The organism is Phytopseudomonas punonensis, assembly GCF_900142655.1.
Lineage (GTDB): Bacteria > Pseudomonadota > Gammaproteobacteria > Pseudomonadales > Pseudomonadaceae > Aquipseudomonas > Aquipseudomonas punonensis.
The window spans coordinates 18,552-39,961 of record NZ_FRBQ01000015.1; the positions used below are offsets into that span (position 1 = coordinate 18,552).

Consider the following 21,410-nt stretch of genomic DNA (forward strand, 5'->3'; position numbering starts at 1 on the left):
TACCTCGCAGATATGAAAAAGCCCCGGAAATCCGGGGCTTTCTTTTGCCTTGCCGCTGCCGATCAGGACTGCGGTGCAGCAGCCTGAGCAGGTGCGGTCTGGGTACGTTCGTTCCAGCCGCCACCGAGCGCCTTGTACAGGTTGATCTCGCTGGTGAGCTGCGACAACCGCACGGTGATCAGCTGTTGCTCGGCACTGAACAGCTGGCGCTGGGCGTCGAGCAGGGTCAGGTAGCTGTCCACGCCGGTACGGAAACGCCGGTCGGCCAGGTCGTAGTAACTCTCGGAGGTTTCCACCAGGCTGCGCTGCGCCTGCAGTTGCTCCTCGAAGGTGCCACGCGCGGCGAGACCATCGGCGGTTTCCTGGAAGGCGGTTTGCACCGCTTTCTCGTAGTTCGCCACCTGAATGTTCTTCTGGATCTCGGCGTAGTCGAGGTTGGCGCGCAGGCGACCGGCCGTGAAAATCGGCAGGTTGATCTGCGGCTGGAATAGCCAGGTGCCCGAGCCTCCATCGAACAGGCCCGACAGCTGGCGGCTGGCGGTGCCGGCGTTGGCGGTCAGACTGATGCTCGGGAAGAACGCGGCACGCGCAGCGCCAATGCTGGCGTTGGCAGCGAGCAGCTCGCGCTCGGCGCGCAGCACGTCAGGGCGGCGCTGCAGCAGGTCGGACGACAGCCCGGCCGGCACTTCGGCCAGCAGCTGTTTATCCAGCCCTTCGCCCTGCGGCAGATCAGCCGGCACCGGGCCGCCCAGCAGCACGCCGAGGGCGTTACGATCCTGAGCGACTTGGCGGGTGTACTGCGCCAGGTTGGCCTGGGCGGTTTGTACCGCGGTGCGCGCCTGGCTCAGCGACAAGGCGTCGGTCACGCCGACATCGAAACTGCGCTGGGTCAGCTCCAGGCTGCGCTGGTAAGTGCCGAGGGTTTCGCGGGTCAGCTTGAGCAGTGCTTCATCAGCCTGCAGCGTCAGGTAGGCGTTGGCCACACTGGCGATCAGGCTGATCTGCGTGCTGCGTCGTGCTTCTTCGGTGGCGAAGTACTGTTGCAGGGTCTGCTCGTTGAGGCTGCGCAGACGCCCGAAGAAATCCACTTCCCAGGCATTCACGCCCACGGTGGCGCTGTACTGGCCGCCGACCGTGGAACGGCCGGTTTGCGACAGGTCGGCCGGGGTGCGCTGGCGAGTTCCGCTGCCAGCAGCCGAGATGTTGGGGAACAGCTCGGAACGCTGAATGCGGTACTGAGCCTGGAACGCATCGACGTTCAACGCCGCGACGCGCAGGTCGCGGTTGTTGTTCAACGCGGTTTCCACCAAACGCTGCAGCGCCGGGTCACGCAGGAACTCGCGCCAGCCGAGGTCGGCTGCGGCGGTGGTGCCCTGCACGTTGCTGCCCTCGTAGGCTTTGCCTTGTGGCCAGGCGTTTTCGACTGGCGCCTGAGGACGCTTGTAGTCGGGGATCATGGTGCAGCCGCTGAGCACAATGCCCGCGACGGCTAGAGACAACAGGGACTGCCTCACTGGACCGCCTCCTCATCATTGGATTGTTTAACGCTCTTGTCCTTGAACATTGAGCTGACGACCACATAGAACAGCGGAATCCAGAAGATAGCCAGCACCGCAGCGGTGATCATGCCGCCAATCACGCCGGTACCGATGGCGTGCTTGCTACCAGCGCCTGCACCACTGGAAATGGCCAGCGGCACGACCCCCAGGATGAACGCCAGGGAGGTCATGATGATCGGGCGTAGACGCATACGGCACGCCTCGACCGCTGCCTCGAGATGGCTCTTGCCCGCCTCGTGCAGCGACTTGGCGAACTCGACGATGAGGATCGCGTTACGCGCCGACAAACCGATCGTGGTGATCAGGCCAACCTGGAAGAACACATCGTTGGACAGCCCGCGACCCAGGGTAAAGAGCAGAGCCCCGAGGATACCCAGCGGCACGACCAAGATCACCGAGAACGGAATCGACCAGCTCTCGTAGAGCGCAGCCAGACAGAGGAACACCACCAGCAATGACAGTGCATAGAGTGCCAGGGTTTGCGAACCCGCCAGACGCTCCTCGTAGGACTGCCCTGTCCAGTCATAGCCGATGCCTTGCGGCAGCTCGGCGGCAATCCGCTCGACCTCGGCCATCGCCTCACCCGAGCTGTGGCCCGGCGCCGGCGCACCGAGAATCTCGATGGCGCTCACACCGTTGTAGCGCGACAGCTTGGGCGAACCGTAAGTCCACTCACCGGTGGCAAAGGCGCTGAACGGAACCATCTGGCCCTGGTCGTTGCGCACGTGCCATTTGCTCAGGTCTTCGGGGTTCATCCGCGAGTCGCTTTGCCCCTGCAGATAGACCTTCTTGACACGGCCCTTGTCGATGAAGTCGTTGACATAGCTGCCGCCCCAGGCGATCTGCAGGGTGCTGTTCAAATCCGCCAGGGACACACCCAGGGTGCGCACCTTCTCATCGTCGATCAGCAGCTTGTACTGCGGCTCGTCGAGCAGACCGTTGGCGCGCACGCTGCTCAGTACCGGGCTCTGGTTGGCCAACTTGAGGAATTTGTCACGGGCTTCGTTCAAGGTAGCCTGGCCGACGCCAGCACGGTCCTGCAGGAACAGGTTGAAACCGGTGGCGTTACCCAGTTCCATGACCGCTGGCGGGGCGAAGGCGAAGACCATCGCGTCGCGGAATTCACCACCGAAGAAACGGCCCTGGGCGCGCTGCGCCAACTCGGCAACACTGGTACCGGCAGCGGTACGCTCAGACCACGGTTTGAGCATGATGAACGCCATACCCGAGCTCTGACCCCGGCCGGCGAAGTTGAAGCCGGTCACGGTAAACACCGAGTTGACCACGTCCTTCTCGTCTTCGAGCAGGTACTTGCGCATATCGTCGACGACCGCCTGGGTACGCGCAGCGCTGGAGCCCGATGGCGTCTGCACCTGGGCAAACAGTACGCCCTGGTCTTCCTCGGGCAGGAACGCCGACGGGATCAGGGTGAACAGCCAGCCGGCAATCGCGACGATCACCGCATAAATGATCAGGAACGGTGCCTTGCGCTTTACCACGCCACGCACGCCGCGCTCGTAGCTATTGACGCTACGCTCGAAGGTGCGGTTGAACCAGCCGAAGAAGCCGCCTTTCTCGTGATGATCGCCCTTGGCGATCGGTTTGAGCATTGTGGCGCACAGCGCAGGGGTGAAGATCAGGGCGAGAATTACCGAGAGCACCATGGCCGAAACGATGGTGATCGAGAACTGCCGGTAGATGACGCCCACCGAGCCTCCGAAGAAGGCCATCGGCAGCAATACCGCCGACAGCACCACGCCGATGCCCACCAACGCGCCCTGGATCTGGCCCATGGATTTGCGCGTTGCTTCGAGCGGCGACAGCCCCTCTTCGCGCATCACCCGCTCGACGTTTTCCACCACCACGATGGCGTCGTCCACCAACAGGCCTATGGCCAGAATCATGGCGAACATGGTCAGGGTGTTAATGCTGTAACCGAACACCGCCAGGATCCCGAACGTACCGAGCAGCACCACTGGCACGGCCAGGGTGGGAATCAGTGTGGCGCGGAAGTTCTGCAGGAACAGGTACATGACCAGGAAGACCAGCACGAAGGCTTCGATCAGGGTCATGACCACGCCGTGGATCGATTCCTGAACCACTGGCGTGGAGTCATACGGCATCACCACTTCCATACCAGCCGGGAAGAATGGCTTGAGCTGGTCGATGGTGGCGCGGATCGCTTTGGCGGTATCCAGGGCATTGGCACCGCTGGCCAGCTTGATCGCCAGACCAGATGCGGCGTTACCGTTGAACTGCGCACGAATATTGTAGTTCTCGCCGCCCAGCTCGACCTTGGCGACATCACCGAGGCGTACCTGAGAGCCGTCACGATTGACCTTGAGCAGAATGTCGCGGAACTGCTGCGGCGTCTGCAGGCGAGTCTTGCCGATGATGGTGGCGTTGAGCTGCTGGCCGGGGCCGGCAGGCAAGCCGCCGAACTGGCCGGAGGAAATCTGCACGTTCTGCGCCTGTACGGCGGTACGCACATCGACCGGGGTCAGCTGGAAGTTGTTGAGCTTGGCCGGGTCGAGCCAGATACGCATGGCGTACTGGGCACCGAACACCTGGAAGTCACCGACACCGGGGGTCCGGGAAATCGGATCCTGCATGTTGGCGACGATGTAGTTGGACAGATCCTGGTTGGTCATGCTGCCGTCAGTGGACACCACGCCGATCACCAAGAGGAAGTTCTTCACCGCCTTGGTAACGCGCAGGCCTTGCTGCTGGACTTCCTGGGGCAACAGCGGCGTGGCCAGCTGCAGCTTGTTCTGTACCTGAACCTGGGCGATATCCGGGTTGGTGCCCTGGTTGAAGGTAACGGTGATCTCCATGCTGCCATCGGAGTTGCTCGCCGAGCTGATATAGCGCAGCCCATCGATACCGTTCATTTGCTGCTCGATCACCTGTACCACGGTGTCCTGCACGGTTTGCGCGGAGGCACCCGGGTAGTTGACCTGGATGCTCACGGCAGGCGCAGCGATGCTCGGGTACTGATTGACCGGCAGTTTGAGGATGGACAGACCGCCGGCCAGCATGATCACCAAGGCGATCACCCAGGCGAAAATCGGCCTGTCGATGAAGAAATTCGACATCGTGTAATCGCTCCTTAGCGGGTTTCAGCCTGGTCAGCAGAGGCCGGTTTCGGCTCGGCTACGTTCTTCGCTTCGGTGGTTTTCACCTCGGCACCGGGCTGCACGAACTGCAGGCCTTCGGTGATCAGCTTGTCGCCGGCCTTCAGGCCATCGAGCACCAGCCAGCGGTTGCCGGCAGTACGCTCGGCCTTGATCTGGCGCAGCTCGACCTTGTTCTCCTCGTTGACCACCAGCGCGGTCGGCTCACCTTTGGCGTTACGCGTCACGCCTTGTTGCGGTGCGAGGATGGCCTGCTGATTCACACCAGCGGCAAGGCGCGCATGCACAAACATGCCAGGCAGCAGGTTGTGATCCGGGTTGGGGAACACAGCGCGCAGGGTCACCGAGCCGGTGCCTTCGTCGACCGACACTTCGGAGAACTCCAGGGTGCCTTCGTGCTCGTAGGTGCTGCCGTCTTCCAGACGCAGCTGCACCTTGGCAGCGGTGTCGCTGGCCTTCTGCAGTTGGCCGCTTTCCAATTCGCGGCGCAGGCGCAGCAGATCCTTGGTCGGCTGAGTTACGTCTACATAGATGGGATCGAGTTGCTGAATGGTCGCCATGGCGGTGGTCTGGCCGTTGCTGACCAGCGCGCCTTCAGTGACGACAGAGCGACCAACGCGGCCGGCGATAGGCGCCAGCACCTTGGTGTAACGCACGTTGATGCGCGCCTGTTCCAAAGCGGCTTCGGCCTGCAGGCGTGCAGCCTGGGCTTCGTCATAGGCCTGACGGCTCACAGCCTGATCGGAAACCAGGCTCTTGTAGCGCTCGGACAGCGACTTGGCCGATGCCAGGGTCGCCTCCGCACTCTTGGCTGCGGCTTCATAAACAGAGGAATCGATCTGATACAGCTGCTGACCGGCTTTGACCTCAGAACCTTCCTTGAACAGGCGCTTCTGGATGATGCCGTTGACCTGCGGTCGCACTTCAGCGACACGGAAGGCAGCGGTTCTGCCGGGCAGCTCGGTGGTCAGCGTGTAGGGCTCGGCCTGCAGCGTAACGATGCCGACAGTCGGCGCCGGGCGTGGTGGCGGAGCAGCCTTGTCGCCGCAGCCAGCAAGCGTCAGCGTGGCCAGAGCGATAGCGGAAACCATAGCGGCGAAGGCTGGCTTCTTCTGCATCTGAAAGAACCTCATGTCTTAAGTGATTCGAGCCGCAGGGAGCGGTACCTGGCAGATAGCCGAGGCGAGCACTGGGAATTAGAGCGCAAATATACTTACATTCGAGAATGTTTGTAAACGGATCTTTTTGGTGTGACACTGCGGGCCTGTTTGTGACCGCCAACCCGTTTTTTTATCCACTATTTAAGCGCGTGGTAACTGCTCGACATGGCAAGACGCACCAAAGAGGAAGCCGAAGAAACCCGGGCGCAGATTCTCGATGCCGCCGAGCGGGTGTTCTACGCCAATGGCGTATCCGCCACCTCGCTGGCTGACATCGCTGCTGCCGCTGGCGTAACCCGCGGCGCCATCTATTGGCACTTCCAGAACAAGGTCGACGTATTCCAGGCCATGCTCGACCGTCGCCTGCTGCCCCAGGAAGAACTGGCCCGTGCCTGCGAGAGCGAGGACGAACCGGATCCATTGGGCAACATGCGCCAACTGCTGGTACAGCTCCTGCAACGCATGCACGCCAACGACGAGTACCGGCGCGTCGGCGAGATTCTGCAGTACAAATGCGAATACAGCTCCGAGGCTGGCGGCCTGCGCCAGCAGATGCAGGCGTTCCAGCAAGAATGCGACCAACGCATTGCCAGAACATTACGTAATGCCGTGAACCGCGGCCAATTGCCGGCCGACCTCGACTGCCAGCGCGCGGCGATCTGCATGCACGCTTACCTGGACGGCCTGCAAGCCCACTGGCTGCTCAAGCCCGAGGCCTATGACCTTGGCGCTCATGCCCATGCGATGATCGAGGCGCTGATCGACATGCTCCATAGCAAGGCACTGCGCACGATCTGACGCGCCCCTCGGCTAAGACCCTGTTCAAAGTCTCGCGAGCTAGAGCAATGCAAGGCCTAGGCGGCCCCACGAAACAGGCGAGGACGCGGAGTTTACGAGCTGTAAATGAGCAGTCCGACTGGGCTGGCAATCCAGCCTGTTTCTTAACGCAGCAGTGCCGACGCGCAGTAGACTTTGAACAGGTCCTAAGACCTTGCGCTGATACCAAGCCCTCCTCTGCCGTGCTTATATCCTCTGAAAGCCATAAGCGAGCCGCCTGCGGCTGAGCTCGACCCACTGCCAGACCTGCACAAGAGGATGGCCATGTCAGCACGTACGCTGCTTCTCACCGCTATCGCCATGCTGGCCTTCGCCGGCAATTCGCTGCTATGCCGCCTGGCCCTGAAAACCACCCAGATCGACCCCGCTACCTTCACCAGCCTGCGCCTGCTCAGCGGCGCACTGATGCTGGCTCTGCTGCTGCGCCTGCGCCACGGCTCGGGTGCGAAGAGAATGGCGGGCAGTTGGAGCGGTGCAGCAGCACTGTTCATCTATGCCGCCGCGTTTTCCTTCGCGTATGTAAGCCTCGATGCGGGCGTTGGTGCGTTGCTGCTGTTCGGCGCCGTGCAGATCTGCATGCTGCTGTTTGGCTGGAGCCAGGGTGAGCGACCAAGGCCGATGAGCCTTGCCGGCTTGCTGCTGGCCTTTACAGGTTTGCTGGTCCTGCTGCTGCCTGGCACCAGCGCCCCCTCTGCTGGCAGCGCGCTGTTGATGCTGATCGCCGGCGTCGCCTGGGGCACCTACTCGTTGCTGGGTCGCACTGCTGGTGATGCGTTGGCTGCGACGGCCGGCAACTTCGTGCGCAGCGTGCCGGTGACCACGCTGCTCAGCCTGGCCCTGCTGTACAGCGCGAGTTGGGATCTGCACGGCGTGCTCTACGCCTTGGCGTCCGGCGCATTGGCTTCTGGCCTGGGCTACGCCATCTGGTACACAGCTATCACCGAGCTGAAAGCCATTCAGGCGGCCACCGTGCAACTGAGCGTACCGATCATCACGGCATTGGCCGGCGCTTTACTGCTGGGCGAAGCACTGAGCATGCGACTGACTCTGAGCTCACTGGCCGTTCTGGGCGGCATCGCACTGGTGCTGATGGCCAAACAGCGCGCCAAGGCTTGAGCCGAACGCAGCCAGGTGCGGTCACAACTGCAGGATTCAGCTACCGGAGAATTGTCATGCGCCTGCGCCACCTGCTTGCCCTGCTGCTGATCGCCACCCTGGCCGGCTGCGCCTCTTGGGCGCCGCGTGATCCACTGCATATCGACCTGGTCGGTCTCGAGCCGCTGCCATCCGAAGGCCTGGAAATGCGCTTCGCCGTGAAGTTGCGGGTGCAGAACCCCAACGAAAACGCCATCGACTTCAACGGCGTGTCGCTTGCTCTGGATATCAACGACCAGCCATTGGCGCGTGGTGTCAGCGATCAAAGCGGCAGAGTGCCGCGCTTTGGCGAAACGGTGGTCAGCGTGCCGGTGACCATTTCTGCCTATTCGGTATTTCGCCAGGCCTGGGGCGCCAGCAGTCATCAGCTGGGGCAGAGCCTGCCCTATCAACTGCACGGCAAGCTCGCCGACGGCCTGTTCGGCACCCGCCGCTTCAGCGATAGCGGCCAGTTGACCTGGCCACCAGAGCAGCCAGCGGTCAGGTAGTGGGCTCGTTCTCCGGGCGAATTTCCTTGTCGCCTGGCTCTTTGCCCTCTTGCGAGAAATGCTCGATAACGGCATTGAGCTCGGCGCCAAACAGCAGCACCGCACAGGAAATGTGCAGGTAAAGCAGGAAAATGATGATCGCGCCGATGCTGCCGTAGGTGGCGTTATAGTTGGCAAAGTTCTGCGCGTAATAGGCGAAGCCGACCGAGGCGGCAATCCACACCACCACCGCCAGTACCGAGCCTGGTGTGATGAAGCGGAAACGCTGCTCGACATCCGGCGCCACGTAATAGACCACTGCCACCACGATCATCAGCAGAAACACCGCCACCGGCAGGCGCAGCAAATTCCACAGGGTAACCACGATCTGCTCAATGCCAAGCTGATGCGCCAGCCAGTTCATTACCTGCGGGCCGAGCACCATCAGTGCGGCGGCAGTCAGCAGCGCCGCAGCGATACCGATGGTGTACAGCAGCGACAGCGGAATGCGCTTCCAGGGTTTGCGCCCCTCTTTCACACCGTAGGCCTTGTTCATCGCATCCATGGTCGAGCGTACGGCCGACGAAGCGGTCCACAAGGCGACCACGATACCAATCGAGAACAGACCGGCCTTTTGCGTCTGCAGTTGATCGATCACTGGATTGACCAATTCCACTGTGGAAAGCGGCAGCAGCAGCTCAGCCTGCTGGCGCAGCCAGTCGAAGAACGGCTGCATGTCCAGCAGGCTGATCAGCGCCACCAGAAACAGCAGAAAGGGAAACAACGAGAAGAACATCTGGAAGGCCAGGGCAGAGGCATAGGTGGGCAGCTCATCCTCGATGAAGTCGGTGACCGTTTTCTTCATCACCTGGAACAGGCTGACACCCGGCAATTGGGGGAAAAACATAGCGCCTCCACTGGCTATGACGGGGCGTTGATACACACCCTGAAAATCGTCGGCTGACGCGGCGCTCGTCATTAGGCGAACACCACACTCGTTTGGAGGCAGCGAAGCCGCCATGAGTTCGGGTTATCCGCACCTGCCCTGCACAACTGGCAACAGTCTTGGGCTGGATCGGCACAGGCGCAACGCTAGACTGGCCTGCTGTTTTTGATCAAGGACGCATCGATGCACAGGCAAACACTCAACCCCGATTCAGTCTTCAATACCCTCCAATACGGTTTCAGCCAGGCGGTGATCAGTCAGGGCGGGCGGCGTATTCACCTGTCTGGGCAGGTTGGCGTGGATGAGCACGAACGCCTGGTAGGCAGCGACCTGGCCACCCAAACCCACGCCGCACTGTACAACGTACGCAGGATTCTCGAAGCAGCTGGCGGCAGCCTGCAACACGTGCTGATGCTGCGTATCTACATCGCCGCCCAGGCCCGTGACGAGCAGGCGCATATCGTCGATGCGCTGCGCAGCTTCTTTCCCGATCAGCCGCCAGCAACCTCCTGGGTGGTGGTCACCGGGCTGTCGGAGCCCGAGTGGCTGATCGAGATCGAAGCCGAGGCCTTGCTGCCGGATGCCTGAGCCACAATCCCCGGCGGCGTGTAAAACCCTATATAATCTGCGGCCTTTTTATCCACGGCCTCAGAAGGATACCCCGTGAGCACGCTGCCACCCTGCCCTGCCTGCAACTCCGAATACACCTATGAAGACGGCACCCAATTGGTGTGCCCGGAATGCGCCCACGAATGGTCGGCCACCGCCAGCGAAGCTGCGAGCGACGACGCCAAAGTGATCAAGGATTCGGTTGGTAATGTGCTGCAGGACGGCGACACCATCACCGTGATCAAGGACCTCAAGGTCAAGGGCTCTTCGCTGGTGGTCAAGGTCGGCACCAAGGTCAAGGGCATCCGCCTGGTCGACGGCGACCACGACATCGATTGCAAGATCGATGGTATTGGCGCTATGAAGCTCAAGTCCGAGTTCGTTCGCAAGGTGTGAGAGTCTGTTCACGATCTTTTTGGGCGACATTAAAAAGGCTGTGACAAGGCCGAAGCGGACTTTTAGCAACCGCGTGGGAGCGGCTTTAGCCGCGATTGTGCCTATCTAGGCGCAAAGGGCTCGCGGCTAAAGCCCCTCCCACAAAAGCAGAAGCGCCGCATGTCCGCCTCCGCCTTTTTGCCGCCAAAGCGCTGAGATCGTGCCGAAACCTCGTGAATAGATTCCAAGGCGATGGCGCTCGTCAGCGGGCGCCTACTGCACCGGCAGGAAATTCAGAAACAGCAGGCTATGGGCGTAGTTCACGCCGATACGCCGGTAGCGCTCGTCGAGCACATCGCTCAGGTAATCCAGACGGGCGACAATCTTGCCGAACTCCACGGCAAAACTCAGGTTGCGCCCATTCTCGGACAACTCGTTGGATAACAGCAGCGGGTTGCCCTGAGCGTCGCGGCGCGTGGCCAGCAGCCAGGTGGCTTTCTCGATGTTGCGCGCGGCGTTGTGCACGAACTGCGCGTCGATGGTGTCGGTGATGTAGAACTGGGTGCGCCCGCCGTGAGCGGTGATCACCATGCTGCCGATGGCGTAGATGAAGGCGCCGACCCGATCCCCCTCGAATTCCGGGCTCAACGCATAGCTGAGGGCGACGATGTCCTGCCGGCCAGCCAGCGCTGGCGGCGGCCTGCCCTGCTCGATTGCCTGCTGCACGGCCAGTCGCGCCACATCGCGGCTGGCCAGGCCGGTCTTGTGCCACTCACGCGGGTTGCGCTGGTAAAGCTTGTCCATCAGGCGATAAAGGCTGTTGAGGTTGTTGCGCATGCCGATGGTGGCCATGCGATCAGAATGGGTCTGGAACAACTCGCCAGGGCTGGCCGCCATGCTGTTGCTGGAGAAGGCGCCATTGGCCTGATTGCGTATGCAGCCGCTCAACCCGACGACCAACATCACCAGCAACGTGACGCGCCAGCAGGCACCACGAAGTGACGGATAGAGGGCCGTCAGCCTGTGCACGGATGCATTTTTTCGAGTTAGGGAGACGTGCGAGTAATCCATTAACTCACAACTTATCCTTCTGCAGACGGCATAACCCTAGCAACTGAATTGCCTACATGCCCGTTATGGCGCCATCGGTTCAACAATGCCGCCAGCCAACGGGGTAGACCTCCATGGGTCCCGTAAAGTTTTCCGGCATGGGAAATTAGCCCTACATCGCCGGTGGGCAAATGGCTGCAGCCGGAGGTTTGCAAAGTTTACCCGTTGAGAAAGCTTCTCGATCAACTTTGAATGCTATGTTGCCTGGCCCTCAGGATTGCAGCACCCAGCTGCGAACCGCCATCCCAAGGAGCTCGATCAGGTGAAGAAGGCCGCACTATTTACACTTCTGGCATTGGCAACGGCTGGCTGCAGCCACGATGGCCAGCAACGCCCCGCTACCCTCAAGGTTACGCAGGCGGGCCAGCAGGCCGAAATCGCCCATGATCCCCAGCGGATAGTCACCTTCGACTATGGCAGCTACGACAGCCTGATCGTCCTTGGCGCCGGCGAGCGAGTGCTGGCCGTACCCGGTAACGTACCGCCCTACCTGGCAGACAAGGTCGGTCGAACGCAGGACGCCGGCAACATGAAGACCCCGGATATCGATGCCATCGCGGCGCTAAAACCGGACCTGATCCTGATCACCGGGCGTCAGAGCGAAAGCCGCCAGGCCCTGCAAGCACTGGCGCCGACGCTGGATATTGGCATCACCGGCGATGATTACTTCGCAGGCGTTGCCAACAACGCCAGGTTGCTCGGCCAACTGGTCGACAAATCCGCCGAAGCGCAACAGGCGCTGAGCGCCCTGCAGAGCAAGGCCGAAAAAGCCCGGCAACAGGTCGCCGCATCAGGCCAGCGCACTCTGGTGCTGACCCACAACGAGGGCCGCTTTGCGCCGACCGAGCATGCGCTGATCTACTCCCTGCTACAGGCGCCACGCGCCCTGCCTTTGCCAGCGCCGCAGCCCGCAGGCACACCTCGCCAACGCCCACTGCCCTTGGACGCCGATGCCATCGCCGCGGCCCGGCCTGACGTAATCTTCATCATCGACCGCAGCGCGGCCATTGGCGCCACGCCGCTCGATGTCACCACCCTGGCCGACTCGCCACTGGCGCGCACGCCAGCGGCCCAAGCCAAACAGGTCGTCTACCTGGATCCTGCCCTGTGGTATCTGTCCGGCGGAGGCCTAAAGAGTGTGGATCTGCAGATTGATCAGGTGCTGGCAGCCTATAGCCGATAAAAAACGCCCTCTTACGAGGGCGTTTCTCAGGCAATGTCAGGCAGGTGCCCTGATCGTTTCAGGCCGCCGCGCGCTGCGAGCGGCTTGGCAGGGTCGCCAGCAGCAGGCCGGCAAAGATCATCGCGCCGCCGAACCAGTGGAATAGCTGCAGCGCCTCGCCGAGCAGAATCCAGCCCAGAATCGCGGTGAACACCGGCATCAGGTAGTTGCCCATCGCTGCGGTCGAAGCGCCGAGTACCTTCACGCCATTGTTCCAACCCAGGTAAGCGACGAGCGAAGCGAACACCGCGGTGTAGGCGATGGCCGCCAGGTTCGCCGGCGTCGCCAGCAGTTGCGCGCCAGTGGAGAGCTCATAGAGATACAGCGGCAGTATCATCGGCACGCCCAGCAGCATGAACATACCGAGCAGCGCCAGCGGCGGAATTGGCGCCAGGTACGCAGCCCAGCGCCTGAGCAGCACGGTATAGAGCGCCCAATCGAGCACCGCCAGCAGCATGATCAGGTCGCCGCGGTTGAACTCCATGCGTGCCACGGTCTGCCAGTCTCCGCGACAGATCAGCACCAGCAAGCCAAGCACCGCCAGCGCCATGCCCCACCAAGCGCGCCGCGCGGGCCAAGCACCCAGCAGCAACCCGGCGAAGATGAAAGTCATAAGCGGAATGCAGGTGTTGACCAGGGTGATGTTGATCGCCGCAGTGGTTTGCGCCGCGCTGTACAGAAAGGTGTTGTAGCCGGCGATACCGAATGCCGCGATCACCACCAGGCGCCAGCTGGCATGGCGAACCGCCGCACGATGACGCCACAGTGGCAGTGCCACGAACGGCAGGATAAGGATCAGTGCCAGGCTCCAACGCCAGAAGGCCAGCGCGAAAGGAGGAATCTCGCCGGCGAAGGCGCGGGCCACCAGAGCATTGCCGGCCCAGCACAGCACCGCCACAAGTACACCGGCAATCGCCAGCTGACGCGAAGGTTTACCCATGCTCATGCCTGTGGTGGGCGCAGGCGGTACTGCTCGGGTAGCTGCTCGGCACCCGTGACGGTGACGTCGAGGTCCTTCCAACGGCCATCCTTGAGCCCGTAGATGCAGCCATGCACCGACAACGGCTGGCCGCGGTGCCAGGCGTTCTGAACGATGCTGGTACGGCTGACGTTGCCCACCTGCTTCATCACGTTCAGCTCGCAGAGGCGATCGACCCGCGCCTCCTCGTCTGCCAGCGCAGCCAGCTGCGCATGCTGTTCGTAGTAGAGGTCGCGAATATTGCGCAGCCAGCCATCGATCAGGCCGAACTGCTCATCGTGCATGGCCGCGCGTACGCCGCCACAGCCGTAGTGGCCGGTGACGAGGATGTGTTTGACCTTGAGCACGTCGACGGCGTACTGGATGACCGACAGGCAATTGAGATCGGTATGCAGCACCACGTTGGCCACATTGCGGTGCACGAACAGCTCGCCGGGCAGCAGGCCGACGATGTCATTGGCCGGCACACGAGCATCCGAACAACCGATCCACAGGTACTCGGGCGTCTGCTGGCGAGCCAGGCGCGGGAAGAAGTCCGGGTCGTTCCTGGTAATGTTTTCTGCCCAGCGCTCATTGTTGTCGAACAGGTGCTTGAGATCGCTCATGCCGGCGGCTCCCGAGAAAGGTCGATGCGCACCATACGGATGCACTGGCCTTTTTGACAAGGCGATTTGCCCCTGACCAAGCCCATGGATTTGCCGGGCGATGGCTTAAACGCTGAATTTTTCAGACCTTGCGGCCGTCCCATTGCGTATAGCCATCGACAGATCGGAGTTCGTCATGACTGACAAGCAACCACATGCCAGTAGCCAACCGGCGCCAGAAAACCCCGCCGAGCCGCCCATTCTGCGCGATGTGGTAGAGCCCTTGAAACCGAGAGCGGTGGACAACAACAGCCGCGAAAAGCCCGCGCAATCGCCTGGAGATCAGCAGCGCGACGAGCGACCTGAGGAGCTTCTGGATAAATACGATTTGAGCCTGGTTGACGAGGAACGCGAAGAGCGCCGGCGCAGCATGCGCCGCTAGTTCACTCCACCAGCGTGCAGGCCATCACCAGCGCGTCTTCACGGCCGCCAGGCGCTGGGTAGTAATCGCGCCGGCGGCCGATCTCGTTGAAACCGTAACGCTCGTACAGCCGGTACGCCGCCTGGTTGCTGGAGCGTACTTCGAGAAAGCACTCTCCGGCCTTGAGTTGCGCGGCACGCTCCATGAGATGTTCGAGCAGGCGCAGGCCCAGGCCACGACCCTGGCTTTCCGGTTTGACGGTGATGTTGAGCAGGTGCGCCTCATCGATGATCACGTTGATCACCCCGTGACCGACCTGCTGGCTGCCTTCGAACATCAGCCAGACTTCGTAGGATTTCAGGCTGTCGAGAAAAATGCCGCGCGTCCACGGGTGGCTGAAGGCGGCGTATTCGATCTTCAGCACCGCATCGAGATCCGCCTCGGTGGCCCTGCGGAAAGTGATCGCATCACTCATGCCGAAGCCTCCAGCCAGCGCCGACGAACGCGCTGCATGGCGTGCCACAAGTCGCTCTTGCGCTCCGGTTCATCCATCAGCAGCTCCAGGCCCGGCAACGCCCAGGCAGCGCCCAGTTCCTCGACCTGCAGTTCGCGATTGTAAGCCTCTGCATCGGCGTCACCGGCGAAGCGAATGGCCGGCAGGCCGATCAGCCACAAGCAGACACAGGGCTCCTGCTCTTCCAGCCGCGCGCCAATAAAACTCTGCACGAAATCCAGCGCTGCCTGCGGGCCCTGATCCATATTGCCGCGCACCAGCAGCGGCCAACGTACCGGCTCGCCAATGATCTGCGGGGCATCCGGCAAGCCGGCGGCGCGCAGCAGATCCTTGAGCAACAGGTAGGCGGGATCGCGACTCTGGAACGGCTCACCGGTCGGCAGCTCGACCAACAGCGCACAGCTACCGGCGCGCAATAGTTGCAGGGCGAAACGCGGCGGGGGTGCCGGCCGCTCGCGGGGCGGCGGCGCACTGACTTCAACAGTCGCAGTAGGCTCGCTGGCCTTGGCTGCAGAACCGGGCTTGGGTACTTCGATGCGGGGCCGCTCACGAACCACATCATTACTCGCGGGCGCGACCACTGCCGCGGCTGCCGGCGCCTTGGTCTGCACTTGAGGCGCTACGACCACTTCAGGCTCTGGTTCTGGCTCGAAAGAAACCAGCAGCTCAGGCCTCGAAGGTGCCGCGAACGGCAGTTCGACACGGGGCAGCCAACTGGCCACTTGCATGGCATCCAGATAGGCGCGGCGGCGCAGCTCGGTGTTCAAACGTCAGGTACCCGGCACTTCGATTTTCGAGGGCGCTGATTGTCGCGTGAATCGCCGGCCACGGGTAGTCCCAAACGTCAGCCGTGGCTAGGGTCTGTTCCCGTTTCAGCGCGAGCCGCGTTGCCGCGTAACCCGAAGGGCCGGGCCATTTTTTGTGCGATGCGGCGTTACTCGATGGCTCATTTGACCTGCCAAACTTCGCATCTCGTGCCTTGCCTCGCACAAAAACTGGCTCCAGCGCGGCCGTGCGTGAAACGGGAACAGACCCTAGAGGCCACTGGCTTCGGCCTGCTGCTTGAGCAAGCTGACGAACGCCTGGGCCGGCGGGCTCAGGTAACAGGGTTTGCGCTGCAGAACACCAATGCCGCGGGCGGGCGCCATCGGCAACGGGTGCACGGAAAGGCTGCCATCACCATTGAAGGTGTCCGCCACGCTCGCCGGCAACAGCGCATAGCCCAGTCCCGCTCGCGCCAACGCAGCAGCACTGCTCATATAGGCGACCTCGAAGGCCGGCTCGCGTAGCAGGCCCATGCGCGCCAGGGTCTGATCGGCCATGGTGCGCAGGCTGGTGTCACGGGTGGTGGCCACGTAATCCAGATCCTGCAGAGCCGCGAGCAGCTTCTTGCCGCGCAAGCGGCTCAGCCCACGCACCAGCAACACCAGGCTGTCGTCGTAGAGCGGCTGGAAGTCCAGCACGCCGGGTTCATCGGTCATCGAGGTGATGGCGAAGTCCACTTCTGCGTTGCTCACCCACTGAAGGATCTCGCCGGCACGGCCATCGCGCAGGCTGATGTCGATACCCGGATAACGCTGCCGATAATCGACCAGCACCCGCGGCAACGGCTCGATGGCCACCGACGGCAACACGCCGATGCGCAGCGAGCCGCTCTGCAGGTGCAACTGCTCGTGGGCGTCGTGCACCGCGTTGTGCATGTCGCGCAGCAGGCGGCGGGCCTGCTCCAGAAAGCGCACTCCGGCTTCGGTCAGTTCCACGCTGCGGGTGTTGCGCGCGAACAGCGACAGCCCCAGCGCCTCTTCCAGCTTGCGCAAGCTGTAACTCAGTGCCGGCTGGGAGAGATGAATCTGCTCGGCGGCGCGGCTGAAGCTACGCTGCTCGGCGATGAGCACGAAGGCCTGAAGCTGGCGAAAGCTGATATCCATGGCGGGCGCTTTTATAGAATTGTTTTATCAATTGATATCACATTTCGAATTCACAACTAAATCCAGACGCGGCACGCTCACCGCAGACCTCGACCTGGATCATAACGATGACAACAGTCCATATCGGTTGCGGGGCAGGCTTCGCCAATGATCGGCCCGATGCCGCCCTGGCGTTGGCCAATGACCTCGCGGCCCGCGACGGCCGGCGTTTCCTGTTCTTCGAACTGCTCGCCGAACGCACGCTGGCCGAAGCGCAACTGCGCCGTCTGGCCAATCCTGACAGCGGCTACGCCACACGGCTGTTCGACTTCCTCGAACCAGTGCTGGAAACCTGCCTGAGCGCCGGCATCCCGATCATCACCAACGGCGGCGCGGCCAACCCCAGCGCTGCAGCCCGGCGCCTGCGCCAGCAGCTGCAAGCTGGGCGTTTCTCAACTGCACGCATCGCCTGCGTACTTGGTGACGACCTGCTCGAGTCCCGCGGCGCCCTGCAACGCTGGCTGCCCGAATCGCTCGACGGCGAGGTGGTGTCGGTCAACGTTTACACCGGCGCCGACGGCATCGTGCAGGCGCTGGATGAAGGCGCCGATATCGTGCTCTGTGGCCGCGTCGCCGATCCCAGCCTGGCGGTCGGCCCGCTGCGCCACGCCTTCGGCTGGCAGCCCGAGGACTGGGACCGCATCGCCCTGGCCACCGTGGTAGGCCACCTGCTCGAATGCTGCACCCAGGTCAGCGGCGGCTACTTCGCCCACCCCGGCCTCAAGGATGTGCCGGACCTGGCCAATGTCGGCTGCCCGATCGCCACTATCGAGGCCGATGGCCGCGTGACCATCGGCAAAGCCGCCGGCACCGGTGGCTGCGTCACCGAGCGCACGGTCAAGGAACAGTTGCTCTATGAAGTACATGACCCAGCCGCCTACCTGACGCCTGATGTGACCATGGACCTGAGCAACGCGCGGGTTCGCCAGGCCGGCCCTGACCTAGTTGAGATCGAAGGCATATGCGGTCATCCGCACCCCGCCGAGCTCAAGGGACTGGTGGGTTTGCGCGGCAACTGGTTCGCCGAGGCGGAAATATCCTACGCCGGGCCTGGCGCTCTGGCCCGCGCCGCCCTCGCCCGCGACGTTCTGCTGCAGCGCTGCGCCCGCATGGCGCCGCAGCTGACGCCGTGGGTCGACCTGATCGGCGTCGCCAGCCTGTTCAACGACGCCCGCGGCGACTGGCTGCAGCAGCGCCTCGCCAGCGCATCGGACCCGCAGGACGTGCGCCTGCGCATCAGTTTCGTCGACCGTGACAAGGCGCTGCTGGAAAACCTGCTGCTCGACGCCGAATCGCTCTACACCAACGGCCCGGCGGGCGGCGGCGGCGTGCGCCGGCACCTCACCGAATCCATCGGCACGGCGAGTTTCTTCATTCCCCGCACCGCGGTGCAGCAACAGGTGGAGTGGTTCTGATGAGCGACGTTCTGCTGTGCGACTACGCCCACGCCCGTGCCGGCGACAAGGGCAACATTCTCAGCGTGGCGGTGTTCGCCTATGACGCCGCGCACTATGCCTGGCTGGCCCGCGAGCTGACCGTCGAACGGGTGGCGGGCTGCCTGGCCCACCGCCGCATCGGCACGGTGCGCCGCTTCGAGCTGCCGAACCTGGGCGGCCTCAACTTCGTGGTGGAAAACGCCCTGGAGGGTGGTGTGAATGCCAGCCCCGGCATCGACCGTCACGGCAAGAGCCTGAGCTATGCGCTGCTCGACCTGAGGTTGCCTGCGCCCTCCTGAACTCACTCAACGCCAGACCTGCGACTCAAAACAATAATAAAACCGGAGAGATCGTCATGATCACCGCCCTCGGCTTCACCCTGATGTTCACCATCGTCGCACTGATTCTCATGCGACGTGTCACCCCCCTGGTTGCCTTCGTCACCCTACCGGTGATCGCCTGTGTGATGGCCGGTTTCGACCTCGGCGAAATCGGCAAATTCATCACCGAAGGCCTCAAGGCGGTCGCGCCCACGGCTACGTTATTCATCTTCGCTATTCTGTATTTCGGCGTGATGCGTGAGCGCGGACTGTTCGCCCCGCTGGTGAACTTCCTGCTCAAGAGCACCCGCGGCCGCCCCTTGGCGGTAGCGATGGTCACCGTAGTAGTAACCGCCGTTACCCACCTGGACGGCATTGGTGCGGCGACCTTTCTGCTGGTGATCCCCGCCCTGCTACCGCTGTACCTGCGCCTGGGCATGAGCCGCGAAATGCTGCTGTGCCTGGTGGTGCTCAGCGCCGGGGTGATGAACATGGTGCCCTGGGGCGGCACCACCGCACGCGCCTCAGCGGTGACCGGGATAGAGGCCTCACAACTGTGGATTTCGCTGATTCCCGTCCAGGTGGTCGGCCTGGCGCTGGTCATGGCCCTGGCGGTGTTCCTGGGCCTGCGCGCCCAACGTCAGCATGCCTCCCAGGGCGTGATGGCCGGCCAGGCATCCGCCGAAGCGTCGCGTGCTGACGACAGTGGCCTGCAACTGAGCCCCGGCGACTGGCGCTACTGGGCTAACCTGGCGCTGACCCTGGCCATTCTGGTTTGCCTGTTCACCGGTGCCTTTCCGCTGTTCGCCTGCTTCATGGTTGGCCTGGGCATCGCCCTGATCATCAACTATCCGAACCTGGATCAGCAGAACAAGGCCGTGCTGCGCCACGCCAGCGACGCCATGCAGATGGCCTTGGTGATGCTCGCAGCCGGCATCCTGCTCGGCGTGCTGTCGGGCGCCGGCATGTCCGAAGGCATGGCGCACTGGATGATCAACATCCTGCCCGAAGGTTCAGCCAACTGGCTGCACGTGATCATCGGTGCCTTCGGCGTGCCGCTGGGCATGCTGTTCTCGCCGGACGCCTACTACTTCGCCCTGTTGCCGGTGATCCGCGACGTGGCGGTGGCCGCTGGCGTCGATCCGGCCGCCGTGGCCAACGCCATGCTGATCGGCGAGAACACCGGCTTCGGCGTCAGCCCGGTAGTGCCCAGCGTGTACCTGGCCATCGGCCTGGCCGGCGTCGAGCTGTACAAGCACATCCGCTACACCGTGCTGTGGGCCTGGGGTATCAGCCTGATCATGCTGGCCTCCGCAGTGCTGCTGGGCGTGGTGACGGTCTGAACTCAAGGCCGTAAACGAAAAAGGATCACCGCGGCGATCCTTTTTCGTAGCGCCAGGTGCCGCGATCAGGGTTTGGTCGGAAGAATCTCGATCCACAGCGCGCCATCGCCCGACTTGGCCTCGCTCACCCGCTGCAGGTTGCCTTTGTCGCCGATGCGATAGCTGCCCACGGTCTGACTCTTCTCGCCAGTGACCAGCAACCACTTGCCGTTGGGGAAAAAGGCGATGTTACGCGGCTGCTTTTCCTGCACCGGATAATTACCGAGAAACTTCAGGCTGCCGTCATTCGCATCGACCTTGAAGGCCGACACCGAACTGGTGGTGCGCTCGGTGATGTACAGCAGCGAACCATCAGGCGACAGGCGAATATCGGCGGCCCAGATGCGCGGTGTCGGGTCGTCCTTGAGATCATTGTTGGCAGCGCTGCGCGCCTCACCGTGGGCCAGCCCCAACGACTCGGGAATGCCATTGGCCGCGCTCACCTGCTTGAGGGCACCGGTCTGCCCATCGATGGCATAACCGGTGACCGTGCCGCTCAGCTCGCCTACCACGTAGAGGAACTTGCCATTAGGTGAGAACGCGATATGCCGCGGGCCGGTCTTCGCCGCCGTGGTGGCGAAGCCGTCACCGATGGGCGTCAGCACGCCGGTTTTCTTGTCCTGGCTGAACTGCAGCACCTTGTCGGCACCGAGGTTACCGGCATACACGAAGCGGTCGCTCAGGTCGGTGCGGATGGAGTGGGCGAACGGGCCGGTCTTGTAAACCTGGGGCTTGTCCGACACCTGGCCGTCCTTGTCGATGGCCTGCACGCTGAGCAATGCCCCGCCATAGGAAGCAGCCAGCAGGAAACGTCCACTGCGGTCGGTAGCAAGGTACGCCATGCTGTCAGCCAGTGGGGCCTGGCCCAGGCGCTCCAGGTGCCCGCTGGCCGCATCGACCCGGTAGGTGATGACCTTGAACGGCGCAACCCGCTGGGCCGCGAACAACAGCGAGCCATCGGGCGAGAGCGCCATCGGGTTGACCTTGTCACCGGCCTGGGTCTGCTCCACCAGTGCGATGCCGCCCGTGCTGTCATCCAAGCGGTACTGGGAAATCAGGCCATCGTTCGGACTGGAAATGTAGGCGAAGGAAACAGCGGCCTGGGCCGTAGTGGCCAGGCAGGATGCCAATACAGCGACAGCGAGCGGTTTGAACATGGGAGGGCCTGCTTATTTGTGATTATTGTGGTCAGACATCCTATGACTGTGTAACCATTTTTTGCAAGAATGCCGA

21 protein-coding genes are annotated in these 21,410 nt (G+C 62.6%); 10 read left to right on the forward strand and 11 right to left on the reverse strand.

Going from position 1 to position 21,410, the window contains the following annotated elements; genetic code table 11:
• Positions 1 to 62: 62 nt before the first annotated feature.
• The 3 genes from BUC40_RS22005 to BUC40_RS22015 are packed head-to-tail and all read right to left on the reverse strand — an operon-like array spanning position 63 to position 5,811.
• Positions 63 to 1,514 carry an AdeC/AdeK/OprM family multidrug efflux complex outer membrane factor gene (locus BUC40_RS22005; RefSeq protein ID WP_073268889.1) on the reverse strand — a complete coding sequence of 484 codons (1,452 nt, stop codon included), beginning with the start codon at positions 1,512 to 1,514 and terminating at the stop codon, positions 63 to 65.
• Entirely contained in the window at positions 1,511 to 4,654 is a 3,144-nt protein-coding gene (locus tag BUC40_RS22010) for an efflux RND transporter permease subunit (RefSeq protein WP_073268891.1), read from the reverse strand. The genes BUC40_RS22005 and BUC40_RS22010 overlap by 4 nt, the downstream gene beginning before the upstream one ends.
• Positions 4,655 to 4,668: 14 nt before the next feature.
• Complete coding sequence (locus tag BUC40_RS22015) at positions 4,669 to 5,811, reverse strand: efflux RND transporter periplasmic adaptor subunit (protein WP_073268893.1); 1,143 nt, start codon at positions 5,809 to 5,811, stop codon at positions 4,669 to 4,671.
• Between the two features lie 207 nt (positions 5,812 to 6,018).
• Between BUC40_RS22015 and BUC40_RS22020 the strand changes: the two genes are divergently transcribed.
• The 3 genes from BUC40_RS22020 (at position 6,019) to BUC40_RS22030 (ending at position 8,333) form a co-directional block, all read left to right on the forward strand.
• Positions 6,019 to 6,651: a TetR family transcriptional regulator gene (locus BUC40_RS22020; protein ID WP_073268895.1), complete on the forward strand. Its 633-nt coding sequence runs from the start codon at positions 6,019 to 6,021 to the stop codon at positions 6,649 to 6,651.
• Positions 6,652 to 6,954: 303 nt separating this feature from the next.
• Positions 6,955 to 7,806: a DMT family transporter gene (locus BUC40_RS22025; RefSeq protein ID WP_073268897.1), complete on the forward strand. Its 852-nt coding sequence runs from the start codon at positions 6,955 to 6,957 to the stop codon at positions 7,804 to 7,806.
• Positions 7,807 to 7,862: 56 nt separating this feature from the next.
• Positions 7,863 to 8,333, forward strand: coding sequence for an LEA/WHy family protein (locus BUC40_RS22030; RefSeq protein WP_073268899.1), 471 nt, complete (start codon positions 7,863 to 7,865; stop codon positions 8,331 to 8,333).
• Here the strand turns inward: BUC40_RS22030 and BUC40_RS22035 are convergent.
• Positions 8,326 to 9,219, reverse strand: a complete 894-nt coding sequence (locus tag BUC40_RS22035; RefSeq protein ID WP_073268901.1) for a YihY/virulence factor BrkB family protein — start codon at positions 9,217 to 9,219, stop codon at positions 8,326 to 8,328. The two genes, BUC40_RS22030 and BUC40_RS22035, sit on opposite strands and share 8 nt — an antisense overlap.
• Before the next feature lie 222 nt (positions 9,220 to 9,441).
• On the opposite strand from BUC40_RS22035, the gene BUC40_RS22040 reads away from it, so the two are divergent.
• Both BUC40_RS22040 and BUC40_RS22045 read left to right on the forward strand, forming a co-directional pair.
• Positions 9,442 to 9,846, forward strand: coding sequence for a RidA family protein (locus BUC40_RS22040; protein WP_073268903.1), 405 nt, complete (start codon positions 9,442 to 9,444; stop codon positions 9,844 to 9,846).
• A 75-nt stretch (positions 9,847 to 9,921) separates the two neighbouring features.
• Positions 9,922 to 10,263 carry a zinc ribbon domain-containing protein YjdM gene (locus BUC40_RS22045; RefSeq protein ID WP_073268905.1) on the forward strand — a complete coding sequence of 114 codons (342 nt, stop codon included), beginning with the start codon at positions 9,922 to 9,924 and terminating at the stop codon, positions 10,261 to 10,263.
• 252 nt (positions 10,264 to 10,515) lie between these two features.
• Here the strand turns inward: BUC40_RS22045 and BUC40_RS22050 are convergent, their stop codons facing one another.
• Positions 10,516 to 11,205, reverse strand: a complete 690-nt coding sequence (locus tag BUC40_RS22050; protein ID WP_073268942.1) for a hypothetical protein — start codon at positions 11,203 to 11,205, stop codon at positions 10,516 to 10,518.
• A 409-nt stretch (positions 11,206 to 11,614) separates the two neighbouring features.
• On the opposite strand from BUC40_RS22050, the gene BUC40_RS22055 reads away from it, so the two are divergent.
• Positions 11,615 to 12,535: an ABC transporter substrate-binding protein gene (locus BUC40_RS22055; RefSeq protein ID WP_167369192.1), complete on the forward strand. Its 921-nt coding sequence runs from the start codon at positions 11,615 to 11,617 to the stop codon at positions 12,533 to 12,535.
• Positions 12,536 to 12,593: 58 nt separating this feature from the next.
• Here BUC40_RS22055 and BUC40_RS22060 read toward each other — a convergent pair whose 3' ends face one another.
• A complete protein-coding gene (locus tag BUC40_RS22060; protein ID WP_083593678.1) occupies positions 12,594 to 13,514 on the reverse strand; it encodes a DMT family transporter in 921 nt (306 codons plus the stop codon).
• A gap of 2 nt (positions 13,515 to 13,516) precedes the next feature.
• Positions 13,517 to 14,158, reverse strand: coding sequence for a carbonate dehydratase (can, locus tag BUC40_RS22065; RefSeq protein WP_073268909.1), 642 nt, complete (start codon positions 14,156 to 14,158; stop codon positions 13,517 to 13,519).
• 175 nt (positions 14,159 to 14,333) lie between these two features.
• Here can and BUC40_RS22070 point away from each other — a divergent pair, with 175 nt between their 5' ends.
• Entirely contained in the window at positions 14,334 to 14,579 is a 246-nt protein-coding gene (locus tag BUC40_RS22070; RefSeq protein WP_073268911.1) for a hypothetical protein, read from the forward strand.
• Position 14,580: 1 nt separating this feature from the next.
• Here BUC40_RS22070 and rimI read toward each other — a convergent pair whose 3' ends face one another.
• The 3 genes from rimI to BUC40_RS22085 form a co-directional block, all read right to left on the reverse strand.
• On the reverse strand, positions 14,581 to 15,033 hold the full coding sequence (gene rimI / locus BUC40_RS22075) for a ribosomal protein S18-alanine N-acetyltransferase (protein WP_073268913.1): 453 nt from the start codon (positions 15,031 to 15,033) through the stop codon (positions 14,581 to 14,583).
• The gene (locus tag BUC40_RS22080) at positions 15,030 to 15,839 is read right to left on the reverse strand and encodes an energy transducer TonB (RefSeq protein WP_139272229.1); all 810 of its coding nucleotides are present in this window, start codon (positions 15,837 to 15,839) and stop codon (positions 15,030 to 15,032) included. The genes rimI and BUC40_RS22080 overlap by 4 nt, the downstream gene beginning before the upstream one ends.
• Before the next feature lie 267 nt (positions 15,840 to 16,106).
• Entirely contained in the window at positions 16,107 to 17,000 is an 894-nt protein-coding gene (locus BUC40_RS22085; protein WP_073268915.1) for a LysR family transcriptional regulator, read from the reverse strand.
• Between the two features lie 107 nt (positions 17,001 to 17,107).
• Between BUC40_RS22085 and BUC40_RS22090 the strand changes: the two genes are divergently transcribed.
• Genes BUC40_RS22090 through BUC40_RS22100 form a run of 3 tightly spaced genes read left to right on the forward strand, consistent with a single transcriptional unit; the run spans position 17,108 to position 20,138 of the window.
• Entirely contained in the window at positions 17,108 to 18,454 is a 1,347-nt protein-coding gene (locus BUC40_RS22090) for an acyclic terpene utilization AtuA family protein (RefSeq protein ID WP_073268917.1), read from the forward strand.
• The gene (locus BUC40_RS22095) at positions 18,454 to 18,774 is read left to right on the forward strand and encodes an AtuA-related protein (RefSeq protein WP_073268919.1); all 321 of its coding nucleotides are present in this window, start codon (positions 18,454 to 18,456) and stop codon (positions 18,772 to 18,774) included. Before BUC40_RS22090 ends, BUC40_RS22095 begins: the two co-directional genes overlap by 1 nt.
• A gap of 56 nt (positions 18,775 to 18,830) precedes the next feature.
• Positions 18,831 to 20,138, forward strand: a complete 1,308-nt coding sequence (locus tag BUC40_RS22100; protein ID WP_073268921.1) for a CitMHS family transporter — start codon at positions 18,831 to 18,833, stop codon at positions 20,136 to 20,138.
• Between the two features lie 65 nt (positions 20,139 to 20,203).
• Here the strand turns inward: BUC40_RS22100 and BUC40_RS22105 are convergent, their stop codons facing one another.
• Positions 20,204 to 21,334: a lactonase family protein gene (locus BUC40_RS22105; RefSeq protein ID WP_073268923.1), complete on the reverse strand. Its 1,131-nt coding sequence runs from the start codon at positions 21,332 to 21,334 to the stop codon at positions 20,204 to 20,206.
• Between the last annotated feature and the right edge of the window lie 76 nt (positions 21,335 to 21,410).